The organism is Mesorhizobium sp. WSM4983 (assembly GCF_029625765.1).
Lineage (GTDB): Bacteria > Pseudomonadota > Alphaproteobacteria > Rhizobiales > Rhizobiaceae > Mesorhizobium.
Window position 1 is genome coordinate 438,750 of the sequence record NZ_JARTVM010000003.1, and the last position, 17,055, is coordinate 455,804.

At 63.4% G+C, this 17,055-nt stretch carries 23 protein-coding genes and 1 pseudogene; 11 read left to right on the forward strand and 13 right to left on the reverse strand.

Features of this window, described 5'->3' with window-relative positions; all coding sequences use genetic code 11:
* Nucleotides 1-59 precede the first annotated feature (59 nt).
* Complete coding sequence (phhA, locus tag P9254_RS12990) at nt 60-893, forward strand: phenylalanine 4-monooxygenase (RefSeq protein WP_278055053.1); 834 nt, start codon at nt 60-62, stop codon at nt 891-893.
* Between the two features lie 159 nt (nt 894-1,052).
* Here phhA and P9254_RS12995 read toward each other — a convergent pair whose 3' ends face one another.
* Nucleotides 1,053-1,544, reverse strand: coding sequence for a MarR family winged helix-turn-helix transcriptional regulator (locus P9254_RS12995; RefSeq protein WP_278055055.1), 492 nt, complete (start codon nt 1,542-1,544; stop codon nt 1,053-1,055).
* Between the two features lie 94 nt (nt 1,545-1,638).
* Between P9254_RS12995 and P9254_RS13000 the strand changes: the two genes are divergently transcribed.
* A complete protein-coding gene (locus P9254_RS13000) occupies nt 1,639-1,806 on the forward strand; it encodes a hypothetical protein (RefSeq protein WP_278055056.1) in 168 nt (55 codons plus the stop codon).
* Nucleotides 1,807-1,922: 116 nt separating this feature from the next.
* Here the strand turns inward: P9254_RS13000 and P9254_RS13005 are convergent.
* Nucleotides 1,923-2,069 (reverse strand): annotated as a pseudogene (locus P9254_RS13005) (GMC oxidoreductase); the annotation flags it as partial.
* Nucleotides 2,068-2,829, reverse strand: a complete 762-nt coding sequence (locus P9254_RS13010; protein WP_067323795.1) for a GGDEF domain-containing protein — start codon at nt 2,827-2,829, stop codon at nt 2,068-2,070. The pseudogene P9254_RS13005 and the gene P9254_RS13010, both read right to left, overlap by 2 nt.
* 150 nt (nt 2,830-2,979) lie before the next feature.
* On the opposite strand from P9254_RS13010, the gene P9254_RS13015 reads away from it, so the two are divergent.
* Nucleotides 2,980-3,687: a pyrimidine 5'-nucleotidase gene (locus tag P9254_RS13015; protein WP_067003034.1), complete on the forward strand. Its 708-nt coding sequence runs from the start codon at nt 2,980-2,982 to the stop codon at nt 3,685-3,687.
* Between the two features lie 67 nt (nt 3,688-3,754).
* Here the strand turns inward: P9254_RS13015 and P9254_RS13020 are convergent, their stop codons facing one another.
* Nucleotides 3,755-4,594, reverse strand: a complete 840-nt coding sequence (locus P9254_RS13020; protein ID WP_082953833.1) for an LOG family protein — start codon at nt 4,592-4,594, stop codon at nt 3,755-3,757.
* Nucleotides 4,595-4,737: 143 nt separating this feature from the next.
* On the opposite strand from P9254_RS13020, the gene dapD reads away from it, so the two are divergent.
* The 3 genes from dapD (at nt 4,738) to P9254_RS13035 (ending at nt 6,395) form a co-directional block, all read left to right on the forward strand.
* Nucleotides 4,738-5,592, forward strand: a complete 855-nt coding sequence (dapD, locus tag P9254_RS13025) for a 2,3,4,5-tetrahydropyridine-2,6-dicarboxylate N-succinyltransferase (RefSeq protein ID WP_278055059.1) — start codon at nt 4,738-4,740, stop codon at nt 5,590-5,592.
* Between the two features lie 70 nt (nt 5,593-5,662).
* Nucleotides 5,663-6,025, forward strand: a complete 363-nt coding sequence (locus P9254_RS13030) for a DUF805 domain-containing protein (protein ID WP_067323786.1) — start codon at nt 5,663-5,665, stop codon at nt 6,023-6,025.
* The gene (locus P9254_RS13035) at nt 6,018-6,395 is read left to right on the forward strand and encodes a DUF805 domain-containing protein (protein ID WP_067003040.1); all 378 of its coding nucleotides are present in this window, start codon (nt 6,018-6,020) and stop codon (nt 6,393-6,395) included. Before P9254_RS13030 ends, P9254_RS13035 begins: the two co-directional genes overlap by 8 nt.
* Nucleotides 6,396-6,534: 139 nt before the next feature.
* On the opposite strand, the gene P9254_RS13040 is transcribed toward P9254_RS13035, so the two are convergent.
* Entirely contained in the window at nt 6,535-7,566 is a 1,032-nt protein-coding gene (locus P9254_RS13040) for a 2-dehydropantoate 2-reductase (protein WP_278055060.1), read from the reverse strand.
* A gap of 118 nt (nt 7,567-7,684) precedes the next feature.
* On the opposite strand from P9254_RS13040, the gene dapE reads away from it, so the two are divergent.
* Nucleotides 7,685-8,884 carry a succinyl-diaminopimelate desuccinylase gene (gene dapE, locus P9254_RS13045; RefSeq protein ID WP_067003044.1) on the forward strand — a complete coding sequence of 400 codons (1,200 nt, stop codon included), beginning with the start codon at nt 7,685-7,687 and terminating at the stop codon, nt 8,882-8,884.
* Nucleotides 8,885-8,886: 2 nt separating this feature from the next.
* Nucleotides 8,887-9,492 carry a transporter gene (locus tag P9254_RS13050; RefSeq protein ID WP_067323778.1) on the forward strand — a complete coding sequence of 202 codons (606 nt, stop codon included), beginning with the start codon at nt 8,887-8,889 and terminating at the stop codon, nt 9,490-9,492.
* Here the strand turns inward: P9254_RS13050 and truA are convergent.
* From truA to def, 6 genes are all read right to left on the reverse strand, one after another.
* Entirely contained in the window at nt 9,489-10,277 is a 789-nt protein-coding gene (gene truA, locus P9254_RS13055; protein ID WP_278055064.1) for a tRNA pseudouridine(38-40) synthase TruA, read from the reverse strand. The two genes, P9254_RS13050 and truA, sit on opposite strands and share 4 nt — an antisense overlap.
* Before the next feature lie 23 nt (nt 10,278-10,300).
* Nucleotides 10,301-10,807: a GNAT family N-acetyltransferase gene (locus P9254_RS13060; protein WP_067323775.1), complete on the reverse strand. Its 507-nt coding sequence runs from the start codon at nt 10,805-10,807 to the stop codon at nt 10,301-10,303.
* Entirely contained in the window at nt 10,804-11,739 is a 936-nt protein-coding gene (gene fmt / locus P9254_RS13065) for a methionyl-tRNA formyltransferase (protein ID WP_067323773.1), read from the reverse strand. Before fmt ends, P9254_RS13060 begins: the two co-directional genes overlap by 4 nt.
* Before the next feature lie 19 nt (nt 11,740-11,758).
* Nucleotides 11,759-12,184, reverse strand: coding sequence for a type II toxin-antitoxin system VapC family toxin (locus tag P9254_RS13070; RefSeq protein WP_067323771.1), 426 nt, complete (start codon nt 12,182-12,184; stop codon nt 11,759-11,761).
* The gene (locus P9254_RS13075; RefSeq protein ID WP_082953832.1) at nt 12,181-12,459 is read right to left on the reverse strand and encodes a plasmid stabilization protein; all 279 of its coding nucleotides are present in this window, start codon (nt 12,457-12,459) and stop codon (nt 12,181-12,183) included. Before P9254_RS13075 ends, P9254_RS13070 begins: the two co-directional genes overlap by 4 nt.
* Before the next feature lie 419 nt (nt 12,460-12,878).
* A complete protein-coding gene (def, locus tag P9254_RS13080; RefSeq protein WP_127324580.1) occupies nt 12,879-13,409 on the reverse strand; it encodes a peptide deformylase in 531 nt (176 codons plus the stop codon).
* A 103-nt stretch (nt 13,410-13,512) separates the two neighbouring features.
* Between def and P9254_RS13085 the strand changes: the two genes are divergently transcribed.
* A complete protein-coding gene (locus P9254_RS13085; RefSeq protein ID WP_278055065.1) occupies nt 13,513-14,754 on the forward strand; it encodes a DNA recombination protein RmuC in 1,242 nt (413 codons plus the stop codon).
* A 16-nt stretch (nt 14,755-14,770) separates the two neighbouring features.
* Here the strand turns inward: P9254_RS13085 and P9254_RS13090 are convergent, their stop codons facing one another.
* The gene (locus P9254_RS13090; protein WP_095825477.1) at nt 14,771-15,175 is read right to left on the reverse strand and encodes a GFA family protein; all 405 of its coding nucleotides are present in this window, start codon (nt 15,173-15,175) and stop codon (nt 14,771-14,773) included.
* 34 nt (nt 15,176-15,209) lie between these two features.
* A complete protein-coding gene (locus P9254_RS13095) occupies nt 15,210-16,169 on the reverse strand; it encodes a cation diffusion facilitator family transporter (protein ID WP_278055066.1) in 960 nt (319 codons plus the stop codon).
* A gap of 247 nt (nt 16,170-16,416) precedes the next feature.
* On the opposite strand from P9254_RS13095, the gene P9254_RS13100 reads away from it, so the two are divergent.
* Both P9254_RS13100 and sugE read left to right on the forward strand, forming a co-directional pair.
* Entirely contained in the window at nt 16,417-16,542 is a 126-nt protein-coding gene (locus P9254_RS13100; protein ID WP_082953831.1) for a hypothetical protein, read from the forward strand.
* A gap of 197 nt (nt 16,543-16,739) precedes the next feature.
* Entirely contained in the window at nt 16,740-17,054 is a 315-nt protein-coding gene (gene sugE, locus P9254_RS13105) for a quaternary ammonium compound efflux SMR transporter SugE (RefSeq protein WP_095825476.1), read from the forward strand.
* The last annotated feature ends 1 nt before the right edge of the window (nt 17,055 follow it).

The window sequence follows — 17,055 nt, forward strand, 5'->3', positions numbered from 1 at the left end:
CGAGCCGCGGCTACGATGACGCCACCATCCGGGAACCGACGATTTTTCAGGAGGAAGAAATGACGATCAGCGTTGCCGACTATGCCCGCGAGTGCGCGGCGCAAGGCCTTCGCGGCGACTATTCGGTGTGCCGCGCCGACTTCACAGTGGCTCAGCATTACGACTATTCCGCCGACGAGCAGGCAGTGTGGCGCACGCTCTGCGATCGCCAGACGAAGCTGACGCAGAGGCTGGCGCACCGTTCCTATCTCGACGGCGTCGCGACGCTCGGGCTGCTCGACAAGATTCCGGATTTCGACGCCATCAGCGAGAAATTGCGCAAGCTCACGCGCTGGGAAATCGTGGCGGTGCCCGGGCTGATCCCCGCCGGCCCCTTCTTCGACCATCTCGCAAACCGCCGTTTCCCGGTCACCAACTGGCTGCGGACCAGGCAGGAACTCGACTACATCGTCGAGCCGGACATGTTCCATGACTTCTTCGGGCATGTGCCGATCCTGACGCAGCCGGTGTTCGCCGATTTCATGCAGATGTATGGTGAGAAGGCCGAGGACATGATCGCGCTGGGCGGCGACGAGATGATCACCCGGCTCTACTGGTACAGCGCCGAATACGGCCTCATCCAGGAAGCCGGCCAGCCGGTAAAGGCTTTCGGCGCAGGACTGATGTCGTCTTTCACCGAGCTGCAATTCGCGGTCGAAAGCAAGGACGCCCATCATGTGCCGTTCGACCTGGAGACGGTGATGCGCACCGGCTACGAGATCGACAAGTTCCAGCGCGCCTACTTCGTGCTGCCGTCCTTCGACGCATTGCGCGATGCATTCGCCGGCGACGACCTCGCCGGGATCGTCACGCGGTTCAAGGGTCAGCCGGCGCTCGACCCCGCCACGGTGTAGGTACCGAAACAAATGCGCGGCGCCCAAAATCGTTCGGTGCGGCGCGCTTCGGGGTCCGGCTTTCGCCCAGCCGGCCGTCAGAGCGGTTCGGTGGCTAAAAGGCGACTGAGCCGCTCTGGGTTTGCGGAAGCAAGCCGCCAGTGTCCGGTCCCTCGGGCATCAGCCGGTCGAAGCCGGCTCGGCCTTGAGCCTCGCCAACTGCTCGCTTTGCAGCTCCAGCGCGGCGTCGATGAAACGCAGCACGGTCGCCAACTCGGCGTCGCTGAAAGCCGCCATCACTTTCTCGCCCTCGCGCGCGATGGCGCCATAGTAGCGCTCCGAAAATTCTCTGGTCAGCTCGGTCGCCTCGATCACCACCTTGCGCCTGTCTTCCAGGCTGCGGGTTCGGGTAACGAGCCCACGCGCCTCAAGGCGGTCGATCAAGGCCGTCACCGCTGCCGGCGTCAGCCCCGTCGCCGCCGCCACGGCGCCGGCCGATTGCGGCCCCGCGTAGAGCAAGCCCAGACAATGCCGCTCGGCCGCGATCAGCCCAAGCCGCTCCCCGACCGCCTCGTCATAGGCTTGCGTCGCGTCCTGCCAGCGCATGACGGCACGGCTGACGGCCGCCGTCATCTCAGCACGATTCATGCTTGACGAATTTAGTTCGATCATCTAACTATCAAGTTGTCTAACATTCAGACTATCGTATCAATATGCGATGCCACCCTTTGCGAAGCAAGGGCAAAGTCGCCGACAGGAGTGAACAATGACCTTGATTCAACAGCGCCCCCCTCTCTCGCATGAGGAGGAGTACAGATACGCCAAGCTGGCCATGGAATGGTATGGCTGGGGCTCGCCAATTGGCCTCGGCATCCTGCTGGTGGCACTTGCCGCCGCGGCCGTGCTGGTGCGGGTCGCCGTTTACGGACTGTAAATCCGACCCCCAAAGGCGCGCCAGGGCGGCGCCGGTTGCCATTGCAGGCGCCGGCGCCGCCCGCCTGTCGGGAGTTCAGACTATGATCACCTTCCTGAGGTGGCCGCCCGTCGGCAGGTACCCATGCGGGTGCCGCCCATATGGTGATGGCCCGCCGTCTCCTTATTCGTCGAATAATCGCCGCCTTTGCCGATCCAGTCGGCGATGCGCACGCGGCCGAGATTCTTCCGCGCCATGGTCGTGCCGAAGAGCCGCATGCCCTCAGGCGGCTTCCGAAAGGTCGCGATCGAGAACGGACAGGTTGCGGCCGCGATGCTTGGCCTCGTAGAGCCTGCGGTCGGCGGCGCGCATCAGCTCCGACACGGTGGCGCTCTCGCCACAGGTGATGCCGCCGATCGAGACCGTCAAAGGCACGGTCCGCTCGTCGACAGGGCGAAAGCGGATCAGTTCGACCTCGCGGCGGATGCGCTCGGCCACGCGCCTTGCTTCCGGTTCGGTGGCGCCAACCAGGAAGGCGGCGAACTCCTCGCCGCCGATTCGGCCGAGCACATCGCCGCTGCGCACGCCGCGCTCGATGGCGCCGGCGATCAGAAGCAGCGCATCGTCGCCGGTCAGGTGACCGTAATTGTCGTTGATGGTCTTGAAGTGGTCGGCATCGATGATCAGCAGGGCGCCGCGATCGGCCTTGCGCCGGGAACCGTCGAGCGCGGCGAAGAAGGTCTCGCGGTTGAGCATGCCGGTCATGTCGTCGCGGCTTGCCTTCTCCGACAGGCGTCTGTGGGCCGCGGCGAGCTGAGCATGCGCGCGGGCAAGCTCGCGATGCGCATTTTTCAGCCGGTCGCTTTGCCAGAAGGTGCCGACGCTGGCGATCCAGGCGAGAATCAGAGGGCAAACCGTGGCCGTCAGCCAGACGGTGCGGCTGATCGGAAAGCCCATGGCCGGGACCACAACCAGCGTCAACAAGAGCGAGACAGCGACCGAAGCGAACGCGACGACTGCGGACTTCAAGATTATGCGACTCATCGCTGTCTCCCAACGGACTGCCTCTGTGCCAGCAAGCGCTGAAGGTGACCTTTCCGGGACGATTAAAATTTGAAGCGAGGCGCCATTTTCACGACGCAAGACGCGCGGAAGTTGTGGATAAACTCCGCGTCCGCATGCCATAAGGAGGCCATGACGACGACACCCGAGCCCGCCCGTTTTGCCCATGTCACGGATTGGGTATTCGACCTCGACAACACGCTCTATCCGCATCACTCGAATCTGTTCGCGCAGATCGACGTGAAGATGACCGCCTATGTCGGCGAGTTGCTGACGCTCTCGCGCGAGGAGGCGCGCAAGCTGCAGAAAGAGCTCTACCTGGAGTACGGCACGACGCTGAACGGGCTGATGGCGCGCCATGGCATCGACCCCGACGACTTCCTCGAGAAGGTGCACGACATCGACTATTCCTGGCTGGTGCCCGATCCGGTGCTCGGTGCCGCGATCCGCCAATTGCCGGGCCGCAAGTTCATTTTCACCAATGGGGACCGCAAGCATGCCGAGCGCGCCGCGCGCCAGCTCGGCGTATTGGATCATTTCGACGACATCTTCGACATCGTCGCGGCGGGTCTCAACCCCAAGCCGGCCCGCCAGACCTATGAGCGGTTCGCCGAGCTGCATTCCGTGACCGGCCACAACGCGGTGATGTTCGAGGACCTGGCGCGCAACCTCTCTGTGCCGAAATCGCTCGGCATGACGACGGTGCTGGTCGTGCCGCGCAATTTCGAGCCGACTTTCTCCGAGATCTGGGAGCGCGACCCGGCGAATGAGGACGACGTGGATTTCGTCACCGACGACCTCGCCGGCTTCCTGACGGCAATCGTCGAGGTCCCGGGCTGAACCAACTCCAGATTGCCGGCGCCGCCGTCAGAACTCGCTGGTCATTGCGGTAACGACGAGCGCGCACTCAGAGGCTGTAGAAGCGGCGAACGATGTCCCAGGCTTCGTCGGCGGTGTCGACGAAATCGATGATGTCCTGGTCGCCGGGCGAGATCGTGCCTTGCTCGGCAAGGAAGTCGAGGTCGATCGCCCGTTGCCAGAACGCCTTGCCGAACAGGATCACCGGCACGCGCTCCATGCGCCCGGTCTGGATCAGCGTCAGCGTCTCGAAGAATTCGTCCATCGTGCCGAAGCCGCCCGGAAACACGGCTACCGCCTTGGCGCGCATGACGAAATGCATCTTGCGGATGGCGAAATAGTGGAAGTTGAAGCAGAGTTCGGGCGTCACATAGGCGTTCGGCGCCTGTTCGTGCGGCAGCACGATGTTCAAGCCGATCGACGGCGCGCCGACATCGTCGGCGCCGCGATTGCCCGCCTCCATCACTCCCGGTCCGCCGCCGGTGACGACGACGAATTCGCGATAATAGGACGTGGCCGACTGCTGCGAGCACAGCCGGGCGAACTTGCGCGCCTCTTCGTAATATTTGCTGTTCAGCTCGAGGTTCTTCTTCTGCGTCTCGTTCTTGGCGGCCCAGGCGGCGCCGCCCGGCTCGGGAAGCCGCGCCCCGCCGAACAGGATGACGGTCGAGCGGATGCCGCGCTCGGCAAGGATCATCTCCGGCTTCAAGAGCTCGAGCTGCAGGCGCACCGGACGCAATTCGCGCCGCGTCATGAAGTCGGGATCGTTCCAGGCCAGGCGATAGGTTTCGGCCCGCGTCTGCGGCGTGTCCGGCACGCTTTTCGACCGCTCGAGATCCTCGTCCGAATGGGGCAGCGGCGTCCAGCCCGCCTTTTCCATGGGTGTCATCGAATCCACCGTCCTAATTCCTTTACTTGCGCCGTCCCGTGACGCAGTCGCGATTGACCCCCATTAAGGCTTCACATAGGGTCCGCGCGATTTCAAAACAGGTTAAGGCGCAGGCCTTAACAGCTTTGTAATGGAGCAAATTCATGTCGAAGCCCGATCCGGCGAGCCTCGAAAAGACCATCGAAAAGGCCTTCGAGGAGCGCGATACGATTTCGACCGCGACCCGCGGCGAAACGCGCGACGCCATCCAGTCGGCGCTCGACTTGCTCGACCGCGGCGTGGTTCGCGTCGCCGAGCGGCAGGACGACGGCAAGTGGCTGGTCAACCAGTGGCTGAAGAAGGCGGTGCTGCTCTCCTTCCGGCTGAACCCGATGGAGATAATCAAGGGCGGCCCGGGCCACTCGGTATGGTGGGACAAGGTGCCGTCGAAGTTTGAGGGCTGGGGCGCGGTCGATTTCGAGAAGGCCGGCTTCCGCGCCGTGCCGTCCTCGGTCGTGCGCCGCTCGGCCTATGTTGCCCCGGGCGCGGTGCTGATGCCGTCCTTCGTCAATGTCGGCGCCTATGTCGATACAGGCACCATGGTCGACACCTGGGCCTCGGTCGGCTCTTGCGCCCAGATCGGCAAGAACGTGCATCTCTCCGGCGGCGTCGGCATTGGCGGCGTGCTGGAACCGATGCAGGCCGGTCCGACCATCATTGAGGACAATTGCTTCATCGGCGCGCGCTCCGAGGTGGTCGAAGGCTGCATCGTGCGCGAAGGCTCGGTGCTCGGCATGGGCGTGTTCATCGGCCAGTCGACCAAGATCGTCGACCGCGCCACCGGCGAGGTCTTCTACGGTGAAGTGCCGGCAAATTCGGTGGTCGTCGCCGGCTCGCTGCCGGGCAAGCCGCTGCCAAATGGCGAGCCGGGCCCGAGCCTCTACTGCGCCGTCATCGTCAAGCGCGTCGACGCCAGGACCCGCTCCAAGACGTCGATCAACGAATTGCTGCGCGATTGATCTTTCCCGCGAACAGACGCACCCTCCGCCGGCGCGACATTCCGTCGCGCTGGTTCAACGGAGGGGCGTCATGGACTGGAAGTATCTGCTGACGAGTTTCGACGGCCGCATCAACCGGGCCAAGTTCTGGGCCGGCATCGGCATATTCATCGTCATCGCCATCATTGCGTTCATTCTCGACTCGATCCTCGGCACACGTTTCACCACCGCCGGCGGCGACCAGATCGGCATCCTCGGCATCCTGGTCGCGCTGGCATCGATCTATTTCGCGATTGCTCTCTATGCCAAACGCTGGCACGACCGTAACAAGTCGGGCTGGTGGACACTGATCGGCCTTATACCCATCATCGGCGGCATCTGGCTGCTCATCGAACTGGGCATGCTCGAAGGCACCAGGGGCGCCAATCAATACGGACCGGACCCGCTTGCCTGAAAAAGCAGACTTCATCTGGCTCTTCTTCAAAACCTCGGGCCGCGTCAGCCGCGCGGCTTATTTTCTCGGCGGATTGCTGGTTGCTATCGTCCAGGCCTTTCCGCTTTATCGCTTCACGCTGGTGCCGGAAGGTTCGGCCGAGAGCAACATGTGGTCGTTCGTCTTCTTCCTCACGTTCCTCGCCTCGTTGTGGTCGAACGTCGTGCTGGCAGTGAAGCGGCTGCACGACCTCGACAAGCCGGGCATCGCGGCGCTGGTGCTGTTCGTTCCCGTCGTGTCGATCGTTGCCTTCCTGGTGCTCTGCCTGTTTCCGGGACAGCCCGGATCCAATCGCTACGGCAGCCGCACGAATGCGCCGGCCGACCGCTAGCGCCGGATGATTTTTAGGTCGTTTCGACCTCAAATCTGATCCGGCTCTAAATCACAGAGATAACGTAATCGGTCGACGATGTTGCCATCCTTGGCGTCAACGAGACCGAGAATTTGAGCTCGAACCTGTCGCGCAAATATCACGCTGATCGAAGACCGCGGCTGACCTCGTCGGGCGTCAATCCGGGCGGACCGCGCCTGTCCGCTTCCGCCTGACGCACCAGCGCCATGATGCGCTTCGTCACAGGCGCCGGCACTCCGGTCTTTTGCGCGAGCCGCAGTATCGCTCCCTGCAATTCGTCGACCTCGGTCGGCCGACGACGATGGAGATCGTCCCACATCGAGGAGCGCGCCTTGGGGTCGATCGCCAGCAGCCGCCGGGCCAGGATTCCGAACAGCCAGTCCGGAAGCCGCAGCACTTTCGGCAGCAGCCATGGGGGCGGCCCAGCGATGCGCGCCGGCTCGATACGACAAGCTTTCATTGCGGCCAGCGCCTCGTCGATCTGGTCCGCCAGAATGACGCGCCAGCCGCGGTCCGCCAATTCGGTCGCCAGCGGCAGATCGGAGAGCGCGACCAGCGCATTGTTGAGGTTCATCAGCAGTTTGCTCCACTGCACCGCCCTCATGTCGGCATGGGTTTCGACCCCAAGTCCTTCGACATTGAGCAGTGCTGAAAGGCCGGGCTCAGTATTCTCGATGATGACCATGCCGTCGCTGGCGCGGCGGACGCTGAACGGCGTCTCGCCATCCGGCGATTGCACGACGTTGAACGCAACCATACCGGCAAGCACGCGATGCGCGGGAAGCGCTCCACGCAGTTTGTCCGGATTGTCGACGCCATTCTGCAGGCTGATCACAATGGCATCGGGGCGGGCATGAGCCGCAACAAGCGCCGCCATCTCCTCGGTCGCGCCGCTCTTTACGGTGACCAGAACGATATCCGCGTTGCGCAGCGCCAGCGCCGGATCGTCGCTGACCGCCAGCGTCTCAGGCCCGATGCGTCTGTCGCGGCCGTCAAGATCGCTGATCCGCAGCCCGTTGCGCAACGCCTCCACAATGCGGCCGCGGCCAAGGAAGACGACCTTACGCCCGGCGAGCGCTAGGCAGCCGCCGACATAGCAGCCGATGCTGCCGGCGCCGGCTATCGAGATCGTCTTTCCTTGTTTGGCCATGCGATCATCCCGTCCTGGCCCGCGCGACTATACGACACGACAACCATATTGTCGGCGGCTTGCTCGGCGAACATCTGCCACCGTGACAGGCCTGCCGCTTTCGACTATCGCTTTGCCCATGAAATTGCCGACCGACCCTGCCCAGAACCTTGCCGCCCTGATCCGCTGCCCTTCCGTGACGCCCGCCGAAGGCGGCGCGCTGCAGACCTTGGAAGACATGCTGAAGCCACTCGGCTTCGCCGTAGAGCGGCCGATATTCTCGGAAGATGGCACGCCGAACATCGAAAATCTCTATGCGCGCCGCTCCGGCAACGGCCCACATCTGATGTTTGCCGGCCATACCGACGTGGTGCCGGTCGGCGACGAGGCGGCGTGGACGCATCCGCCCTTTGCCGCCGAGATCGCCAATGGCGAGATGTATGGCCGCGGCGCCGTCGACATGAAAGGCGGCATCGCCTGCTTCATCGCCGCGGTGGCGCGCCACATCGAGAACAATGGCGGCCCGAAAGGCTCGGTCTCGCTGCTGATCACCGGCGACGAGGAAGGGCCGGCCATCAACGGCACGGTGAAGCTGCTCGACTGGGCTGCCGCCAAGGGCGAGAAATGGGACGCCTCGATCGTCGGCGAGCCGACCAATCCGGATGCGCTTGGCGATATGATCAAGATCGGCCGGCGCGGCTCGCTCTCCGGCAGCGTCATCGTCAATGGCCGTCAGGGCCACGCCGCCTATCCGCAACTTGCCGACAACCCGGTGCGCGGGCTTATGAGCCTTGTCGACGCGCTGCTCCATCCGGTGTTCGACAGGGGAACAAAGGATTTCCAGCCGACCAATCTGGAAGTGACGTCGATCGACGTCGGCAACCCGGCGACCAATGTCATCCCGGCCAAGGCCACCGCCACGTTCAACATCCGCTTCAACGACACTTGGGATGCCGAGACCGTCCAGGCCGAGATCCACAACCGGCTCGACCAGGCGGCGGGCCGCAAGAAATATCGGCCGGGCAAGAAGACCGCCGTCGACTACGAGCTTGTCTGGCGCGACCGGCCGAGCCATGTCTTCCTTACCCGCGACGAAAAGCTGATCGACACGCTGAGCGGTTCCGTGGCCGCGGTGGTCGGCAAGAGGCCTTCGCTCTCCACCTCCGGCGGCACTTCGGATGCGCGTTTCATCAAGGATTTTTGCCCGGTGGTCGAGTTCGGGCTGGTCGGCAAGACCATGCACATGGTCGACGAGCGCGTGGCGGTCGCCGATCTCGAGACGCTGACAGGGATATACGAGCGCTTTATCGAGGACTGGTTCGGACAAGGTCTGACGTGACCATGCTCTCAACGGACGAAACCTTTGCTTCGCTGGCCGGCGCCTGGCGGCTGATGCTCGGCAGGGCCGACGGCCTGCGCATGCTCGATCTGTCTGCGGACGGTTTTTGGAATTCCTTCTTCGCCATCGTCGTGGCGGCGCCGGCGCTGATCGTCGGCTGGGTCGGCATCGCCAATGAGATAGGCGATCCGAATGCGTTCGCCGGGCGGCTCGGCATGCTGCTCCGGCTGGCAACCGTCGACATCGGTTCCTGGGTGCTGCCGCTGGTGGCGCTTGCGCTGGTCGCGCCGCGCGCCGGCATCGGCGGCCGCTTCGTCCACTACGTCGTCGCCTCCAACTGGGCCTCCGCGATCATCGCCTGGCTGATGCTGCCGTCGGCGCTGCTGAGGCTGTTCCTGCCCTCGACCGACGAGGTCAGCGGCCTGGTCTCGCTGCTTCTGTTCGCGCTGTCGATGGTGCTGACCTGGCGCATGACCAACGCGACGATCGGCAAGGGCGCGGCTGCCGGCACCGCGGTGTTTGTCGGCATGTTCGTCGCCTCGCTGCTCGTCTTGTTCGGGCTGCAGGCGCTGCTCGGCATCGACATTCCGGACGGCGCGAGGGGCTAGGTCTCCGCGTCCTCTGCCGCGGCGGGTTTGTCAGCCGTCGCCGGATAATCCACCCCGACCAAGAACAGGCCGTCGGGCGGCGCTACCTGTCCGCAGGCTGCCCGGTTGCGCGCTTCGAGCGCTGCCTTGAGATCGGCGGCGCTCCAGGAGCCGTCGCCCACCCTGCGCAGTGAGCCGACCATCGAGCGCACCTGGTTGTGCAGGAAGGAGCGCGCCGAGGTTCGCACATCAATGAGATCTCCGGCGCGGGTGACATCGAGACGGTCAAGCGTGCGCACCGGGCTTTCGGCCTGGCACTGGGTGGAGCGGAAGGTGGTGAAATCGTGCCGCCCGAGCAGCACCTTCGCCGCCTCGTGCATGGCCTCGGCATCGAGCCGTTTCGGTACCCACCAGACCTTGCCCTTTTCAAGCGCCGACGGGGCGCGGCGGTTGAGGATGCGATAGAGATAATGGCGGCCGGTGGCCGAAAACCGCGCATCGAAATCGTTGGCGACGACGGCAGCCTTGAGGATGGCGATGCGCGCGCCGGCTGCCTGCAGATGGGCGTTGACGGCGTCGCGCACCTTATCGCCCGCCCAGTCCCTGGCCAGATCCACATGGGCCACCTGGGCGGTCGCGTGCACGCCGGCATCGGTGCGGCCGGCGGCACGTATTCGCACCTCTTCGCCGCAGAACTTTTCGATCGCCTGCTCGATCGCCTGCTGCACCGAAAGCTGGTCCGCCTGATGCTGCCAGCCGGCGAATTGGCTGCCGTCATATTCGATATCGAGTCGAAAACGCGGCATGCCAGCTCTGCGTTCGCGCTCGCCTAGGCGGCCAGCGCGGTGAAGGCCGAAGCGTATAGCAGTCTGCCGGCCTCGGGCGCGTCGCCCCAGGCCAGCGCCTGCAGCGCCTCGCCCTGGTATTCGCTCTCGAATTTCTCGGCGCGGGCGTGGGTGTAGCCGAAGCGGCCGTAATAGGCCGGATCGCCGAGCACCACCGCCAAAGCCTCGCCGGCTTCCTTCAGGCGGACATGCGCCTCGCGGATCAGCGCGCCGCCGATGCCGGTGCCGTGGAAGGACGGCTCGACGGCCAGCGGCGCCAGCGCCACGGCCGCGAAGCGCTTGCCGCCGTTCTGCACAAAAAGCCTGGAAAACAGGATGTGGCCGACGACCTGGCCATCTTCTTCCGCAACCAGCTCGACGACGGCGTCGCCGCCGGTGACCAGCGCATCGACCAGGCCGGCCTCCGCCTGCTGGCCGAAGGCATGCTCTTCGACGAGGCGGATCGCCTCGCGATCCCGCGGCGTCGCCGCACGTATCGACATCATGCTCATTGGAGTTTCGTTCCTTTTTCGATCTTGGCCCCGCGCAAAAACTCCTGCGCGGCGGCGGGCCTTCCACCCGCCCGTTGAACTTCGACCAGCCGCACCGCGCCTGACCCGCAGGCGACCGTCAGCCGATCATCGAGAATACCTCCCGACTCGCCGACGCCGTTGGAAAGCGTCGAGCGAAGCAGTTTCAGCCGCTCCACGCGGCCACCAATTTCGACCTCGCACCACGCGCCCGGAAAGGGCGAGAGGCCGCGAATGTGATTGTGGACTTCGCCGGCAGGCCGCGTCCAGTCTACGCGTGTCTCCGATTTATCGATCTTTCGCGCATAGGTCACCCCTTCCGTCGCCTGCGGGGCAAATGTCAGACAATTTATCCCCAACTGTGCGAGCGCATCCACCATCAGCGAGGCGCCTCGAGCCATGAGGAGGTCATGCAATTCCCCGGCGGTCATATCGGGACCAATGGCGCATTTTTCAACCAATGCCACCGGGCCGGTGTCCAGCCCCTCTTCCATGCGCATCACCATCATGCCGGTTTCGACATCGCCGGCCATGATGGCGCGCTGTATGGGAGCAGCACCGCGCCAACGCGGCAAAAGTGAGGCATGGCCGTTGAGGCACCCGAGCCTGGTGGCCTCAAGAACGGGTTTCGGCAGAAGGAGGCCATAGGCGACGACCACGGCGACATCGGCCCGCAAACCGGCAAAGGCCTGCTGCTCGGTCTCTGCCTTGAGCGATGTCGGCGTGCGCACCTCGAGCCCGAGCCGTTCCGCCTCGCGCTGCACGGGCGAGGGCGTCAATTCCAACCCGCGCCGGCCGGCGGCGCGCGGCGGCTGCGTATAGACGGCGGCAATCTCGTGGCCGGCCTCGGCGATGGCGCTGAGCGTCGGCACGGAAAACTCCGGCGTGCCCATAAAGATGACGCGAAGGGGCATTTCTCCTGCCATGCTATGTTCAGGCGTCCGCTTCAAACGGGTTCACGAGCTTCAGGCCAAGCTCGTCGAAGTCGCGAACATTGCGTGTCGCAAGCGTAGCGTCATGGGCCAGACAGATAGCCGCAATCATGGCATCGGAAAGACTGACCGGACGACCGAGATTTTCCCGCATTGCCCGAAGCTTGCCGGTAAGGCGAGGTACCGAGCCAGCAAAGTCAACGATGCGACCCGAAAACTGCTTCGAGATCAGATGGTCGAGAGCACGAACGTGCCGATCAGAGCCGGTCTTATTCAGAAATCTCTCGGCGCCGAAAGATTGTTCCATGACGACCGGGCCGCACAGGTAAAGATTGAGCAGATCCTGTTTGCGAAACCATTCGACCACGTTCGGATCAGGTGTGATCCTGCTTGCTTCGGAAACGACGTTGGTGTCGAGAATAATCAATCGAAACCCTCGACCAAGGGGCCAAAGTCCTGTTTCCTCGCAGCTTCGATTTCAGCCATTGTCTCAGCAAACTCGTTGTCAATTGCGCTTTCGTTTGCGAATGCAGAGCGGATACTCTCCCATGCTGAGAAGTTTGGCTCTAGCCTTCTTTCCTTTTCCACACTCATGCCCTTCCACAAAAGATCGATGGCTTTGCCCGATAGGCTCTGGCCGACTTTTCGAGCGGCTTGCTCAATTTCGCGCTTTAGGGGTTCTGGTACATTTCTGATTAGCATATCGCTCAAGGCAAAACCTCCAAATTGATATCATGATATCATGGTTAAGCGATTTGCTCAATCATACCCAGCACGGATTTGCGCGGCGCTGAAGACTCTTCGGTAACTAAGTTCGAATGCTTTCCTCATATGATTCGGGCCTCTTGCCCCTTCGGAGCCATTCATATGAAGACTCGTCAAAAGACATTTGGGGCGTGTCGTACGCCAGGTTCAAATCGCTCGATGAGGAATCTACGAAGGGCGAGTTGTCCAAACGACGTGAGCGGGCATTAGCTGTCTACCTCACGCCGCTTTTTGCAGTGGCATTAGTCGTGGTTTTGATATTCTCGCCAAAGTCTCGCGCGCTTGCGTTTGAGTTGGGTTCCAAAGCCATCGAAGTCGGGAAAGACTGGATCCTGCGTGGAATGCTCGAATGAGGTTCAGCCCGCCATCTTGCCCGGCGCCTTGTCCTTGGCGAGCTTCTTGAATTTCCTGACCACCATGTCGCGCTTCAGCTTCGAGATATGGTCGATGAACAGCACGCCGTTAAGATGGTCGATCTCGTGCTGCAGGCACGTCGCCATCAGGCCTTCGGCCTGCATCTCCTGCAGCTTGCCCTCGCGGTCGAGATATTTCACCCGCACCGCCGCGGGACGCTCGACCTCGGCATAGTAGTCAGGGATCGACAGGCAGCCTTCCTCATAGACCGAGCGCTCGTCGGAGCTTTCGAGGATTTCCGGATTGATGAAGACATGCGGCGCCGGCGGCTCGCCTTCCTTGGCGAGGTCGATGACCAGCAAACGCCGCGGCTCGCCGACCTGGATCGCCGCCAGCCCGATTCCCGGCGCGTCATACATGGTTTCCAGCATCTCGTCGGTGAGCTTGCGCAAGTCACCGTCGACGCGCTCGACCGGTTTGGAAACCTGGCGCAGGATTGGATCGGGAAGGATGATGAGCGGCTTGATCGACATGGCGTCTCACCTAAGACGTCGATGGAAAAGCGTCAACCGGGGCGGCTTTGACTTGTTCACGTTTTGATCTGTGCCAGCAGAGCGAATCGGTTATGCTGCCCAAATGAACGACATGACCTCGATCCTTTCGCTGCCCGTCGCGCGGCTCGGCGCCACCACGATCAGGCTCGGCGAGACGCTTGGCTTCGGAGCGCTGCTGCTGCTGACGCTGTTCCTGGCGCTCGTCATCGCGTTGTGGCGCGCGGGAAAGGCGCGCGCGGCAGCGGCGGCCGACCATGCCCGCGACACCGAGGCCAGGATGGCGGACATTCTTCAGGCGCAGGCCGAGATGCAGGGTCGCATGGGCGCTATCGCCGAAGTGTTCGGCGCCAGGCAGGCCGAGCTCACCCAATCGCTCGGACAGCGGCTCGACGCCATGACCGGCCGTCTTGGCCAGACCATGGCCGAGCAGACCAAGTCGACGCATGAGAGCCTGGCCAAACTGCAGGAGCGGCTGGCGGTGATCGACACGGCGCAGGGCAACATCCAGTCTTTAGCCGGACAGGTCGTGCAGCTGCAGGCGATCCTCTCCAACAAGCAGACTCGCGGCGCCTTCGGCCAGTCGCGCATGGAGGCGATCATTGCCGACGGCCTGCCGCACGGCGCCTACGAGTTCCAGGCGAGCCTTTCCAACGGCAGCCGGCCCGACTGCCTGGTGCGGATGCCGAACGGCGCGCCGATGCTCGCCATCGACGCCAAGTTTCCGCTGGAGGCCTGGAATGCCATTCGTGCCGCCGAAGCCGCCGACTTGCAGAAGGCGGCGGCGCAGGCGTTCCGGCGCGACATCGAGGTGCATATCCGCGACATCGCGGAAAAATACCTGATCCAGGGCGAGACGCAGGACACCGCCTTCATGTTCGTGCCCTCGGAATCGGTGTTCGCCGAGATTCACGAGAATTTCGAGCCCGTGGTGCAGAAGGCGCACCGCGCCCGCGTCGTCATCGTCTCGCCGTCATTGCTGATGCTGTCGATCCAGGTCATCCAGGCGATCCTGAAGGACGCGCGCATGCGCGAGCAGGCGCATCTGATCCAGGGCGAGGTCATCCGCCTGATGGAGGACGTGGCGCGAGTCGACGAGCGTGTGCGCCGGCTGCAGACGCATTTCGGCCAGGCGGCCAGGGATATCGACGACATCCTCGTCTCGACGACGAAGGTCACCAAACGCGGGCAGAAGATCGAGGCGCTGGAGTTCGCCGAGGGCGAACCCGAACCGCCACGCGGTCCTGCCAAGGTGGAGGCGGGCGCACGCGTGGCCGATTCCAAGACGGGTCAGCTCAGGCTGCGCGTCGTCGAAGGCGACGACTGAGCCTGCCGTAACTCCGTTACTGCTCCTCGATGGTGGTGATGCCTTCGATCTCCGGCAGCCAGTGCAACGCCGAGCGGTGCCAAACCTGTCTTCTCGGCACCAGCTGGTCGCGCTGGCGCGCCGTGCCCACCCGAATGCCGTAGATTTTCGGTCCATCGCCAACCGACGTCGCATAGAGATGCGATCCGCATTCGCCGCAAAACCCCTGAGCGCGCCTGGCGCCGCTGGATCCGGTCTTGATGTAGACCTTCGGCGTGCCCTTGGTAATCCGGTAATCCTCTTCTGGCGCGCCCACCGTCACGCGAAAGGCCGTTCCCGTCAGTTGCTGGCAATCGGTGCAATGGCAGATCGAGGTCTTTTCGGGATCGACCTCCGCTTCGTAGGTGATGGCGCCGCAATGACACCCGCCGTCGATTCTCATTCGGCATGCTCCCAAAAGATTGCTTCGCTCAAATCTAATCCTCTTCGGAGGTCCCGGCGATAGCCTTACGCCTGCGCTCCCATGTGCCAGTCGCCTGCGGCTTGACGAACAGCCTGGTGATTTCGGGCATGTCGCTTTTCAGTCGCGCCTCCAGGCGTTCAACGCAGGCTTCGATCTCAGGCGCCGTGAGATGATCTTCGAATTCGATGCTTAGGCCTGCGACGATCTCCTCCGGGCCGATATGGACGCTCAGTATGCCGTTCGCCCGCTGCACGGCCGGCTCTTCCTGAGCGATCGCCAGAACCTTGCGCTGCACCTCGGGCGAAGCGGGCTCACCGATGAGCAGACCCTTGCTCTCGCGCGCCAAGAAGATGGCGGTGGCGCCCAGGATGACGGCGATGCCGATCGAGCCGGCGCCGTCGAGCTCGGGGATCGCCAGAAGTTCAGACGTAAGGATGCCCGCGAAGGCGACGACGAGGCCGAGCAGCGCCGCGCTGTCCTCGAACAGCACGGTGTAGACGCTGGGGTCCTTGCTGCGGCGCACCGCCTGAAACCAGCCCTGCTTGCCCTTTTGCTGGCGGAACTCCTTCAGCGCCACCAGCCAGGAACTGCCTTCGAACAGAAAAGAAAGACCAAGCACGATGTAGTTGACCTTGGCGTTGACGACCGGTTCCGGCGCCATGATGTGGACGACGCCCTCGTAGAAGGAAACGCCGGCGCCAAGCGCGAACACCAGCAGGGCGACAATGAAGCTCCAGAAATAGAGTTCGCGTCCGTGTCCGAGCGGATGCGTGAGGTCGGGCGGGCGCGCGGCACGGCGCATGCCGTAAAGCAGAAGCGCGCCATTGCCCGTGTCGACCAGCGAATGCACCCCCTCCGACAGCATGGCTGAAGAGCCTGTGAAGAATGCTGCGGCGAATTTAGTCAGCGCGATCGCAATATTGCCGGCGAGCGCGGCGTAGATCACTCTTTTCGAGCCGCTATGCCCTGCCATGCGCTTCCGATCCTCTTCCAAGTGGGAGCTTAGCGGCCGCCGCCCAAAGCTCCACCGACAATGCGCCAGCCGCTCCGAGGTTCAGATGCCGCTATGCATTTCTGTTGCCTGATCGATCCCGAGGTCGCGGGATGAAGGGAAAACGGTTGACATAGCGCAAGCCGGCTTTCGAAGCTGCAAGCGGCCTCTTGCGGTCGGGCGCTTCTCTTGTTTCACTTGTGCTGCCCACAAATCGGAGGAGCGAATCATGGCGAAAGGTGCGATGAAGGCGGGCAAGGAACCCCGCAAGCCGAAAAAGGACGCCAAGAAACCGGCCGCGGCCCCGGCTCCGAAGGCGCCGCCGGTCAAGGCGATGCGCATCAAGGAGAAGTAGGCCGTCAGCGCGGCCGATCCGTCTCGATGCGGATTTGAACCGGCGGCATGCCGAATGCTGCCGGTGTTTTGTTGATCGGGGTACAGAACTCACTATATCGGTACCGCGAGGACGACCTCGCTTCCCCGAAACCCGGCCGGGACGACCCGCCACGTCAAACGTCGAGCATTCGATGCTCGATCGATGGAGCGTTCGCGATGTCCTGGATCTTCCTTTTCTTCGCCGGCCTGTTCGAGATCGGCTGGGCGATCGGCCTCAAATATACCGATGGTTTCTCGAAGCCGCTGCCGACCGTGCTCACGATCGTCTCGATGATCGTCAGCCTTGGCCTGCTCGGGCTTGCGTTGAAGACATTGCCCGTCGGCACGGCCTATGCGGTATGGACCGGCATCGGCACTGTCGGCACGGCCTTGCTCGGCATCTGGCTGCTCGGCGAGCCGGCGACCGCAGTGCGGCTTGCCTGCATCGGCCTGATCGTCTGCGGCATCGTCGGGCTGAAGCTCGTCGGCTGAT

Coding starts and splice junctions, on each gene's coding strand:
- phhA (WP_278055053.1), top strand. CDS start 60: ATGACGATCAGCGTTGCCGACTATGCCCGCGAGTGCGCGGCGCAAGGC.
- P9254_RS12995 (WP_278055055.1), bottom strand. CDS start 1,544: ATGATCGAACTAAATTCGTCAAGCATGAATCGTGCTGAGATGACGGCG.
- P9254_RS13000 (WP_278055056.1), top strand. CDS start 1,639: ATGACCTTGATTCAACAGCGCCCCCCTCTCTCGCATGAGGAGGAGTAC.
- P9254_RS13010 (WP_067323795.1), bottom strand. CDS start 2,829: ATGAGTCGCATAATCTTGAAGTCCGCAGTCGTCGCGTTCGCTTCGGTC.
- P9254_RS13015 (WP_067003034.1), top strand. CDS start 2,980: ATGACGACGACACCCGAGCCCGCCCGTTTTGCCCATGTCACGGATTGG.
- P9254_RS13020 (WP_082953833.1), bottom strand. CDS start 4,594: ATGACACCCATGGAAAAGGCGGGCTGGACGCCGCTGCCCCATTCGGAC.
- dapD (WP_278055059.1), top strand. CDS start 4,738: ATGTCGAAGCCCGATCCGGCGAGCCTCGAAAAGACCATCGAAAAGGCC.
- P9254_RS13030 (WP_067323786.1), top strand. CDS start 5,663: ATGGACTGGAAGTATCTGCTGACGAGTTTCGACGGCCGCATCAACCGG.
- P9254_RS13040 (WP_278055060.1), bottom strand. CDS start 7,566: ATGGCCAAACAAGGAAAGACGATCTCGATAGCCGGCGCCGGCAGCATC.
- dapE (WP_067003044.1), top strand. CDS start 7,685: ATGAAATTGCCGACCGACCCTGCCCAGAACCTTGCCGCCCTGATCCGC.
- P9254_RS13050 (WP_067323778.1), top strand. CDS start 8,887: ATGCTCTCAACGGACGAAACCTTTGCTTCGCTGGCCGGCGCCTGGCGG.
- truA (WP_278055064.1), bottom strand. CDS start 10,277: ATGCCGCGTTTTCGACTCGATATCGAATATGACGGCAGCCAATTCGCC.
- P9254_RS13060 (WP_067323775.1), bottom strand. CDS start 10,807: ATGAGCATGATGTCGATACGTGCGGCGACGCCGCGGGATCGCGAGGCG.
- fmt (WP_067323773.1), bottom strand. CDS start 11,739: ATGCCCCTTCGCGTCATCTTTATGGGCACGCCGGAGTTTTCCGTGCCG.
- P9254_RS13075 (WP_082953832.1), bottom strand. CDS start 12,459: ATGCTAATCAGAAATGTACCAGAACCCCTAAAGCGCGAAATTGAGCAA.
- def (WP_127324580.1), bottom strand. CDS start 13,409: ATGTCGATCAAGCCGCTCATCATCCTTCCCGATCCAATCCTGCGCCAG.
- P9254_RS13085 (WP_278055065.1), top strand. CDS start 13,513: ATGAACGACATGACCTCGATCCTTTCGCTGCCCGTCGCGCGGCTCGGC.
- P9254_RS13090 (WP_095825477.1), bottom strand. CDS start 15,175: ATGAGAATCGACGGCGGGTGTCATTGCGGCGCCATCACCTACGAAGCG.
- P9254_RS13095 (WP_278055066.1), bottom strand. CDS start 16,169: ATGGCAGGGCATAGCGGCTCGAAAAGAGTGATCTACGCCGCGCTCGCC.
- P9254_RS13100 (WP_082953831.1), top strand. CDS start 16,417: ATGGCGAAAGGTGCGATGAAGGCGGGCAAGGAACCCCGCAAGCCGAAA.
- sugE (WP_095825476.1), top strand. CDS start 16,740: ATGTCCTGGATCTTCCTTTTCTTCGCCGGCCTGTTCGAGATCGGCTGG.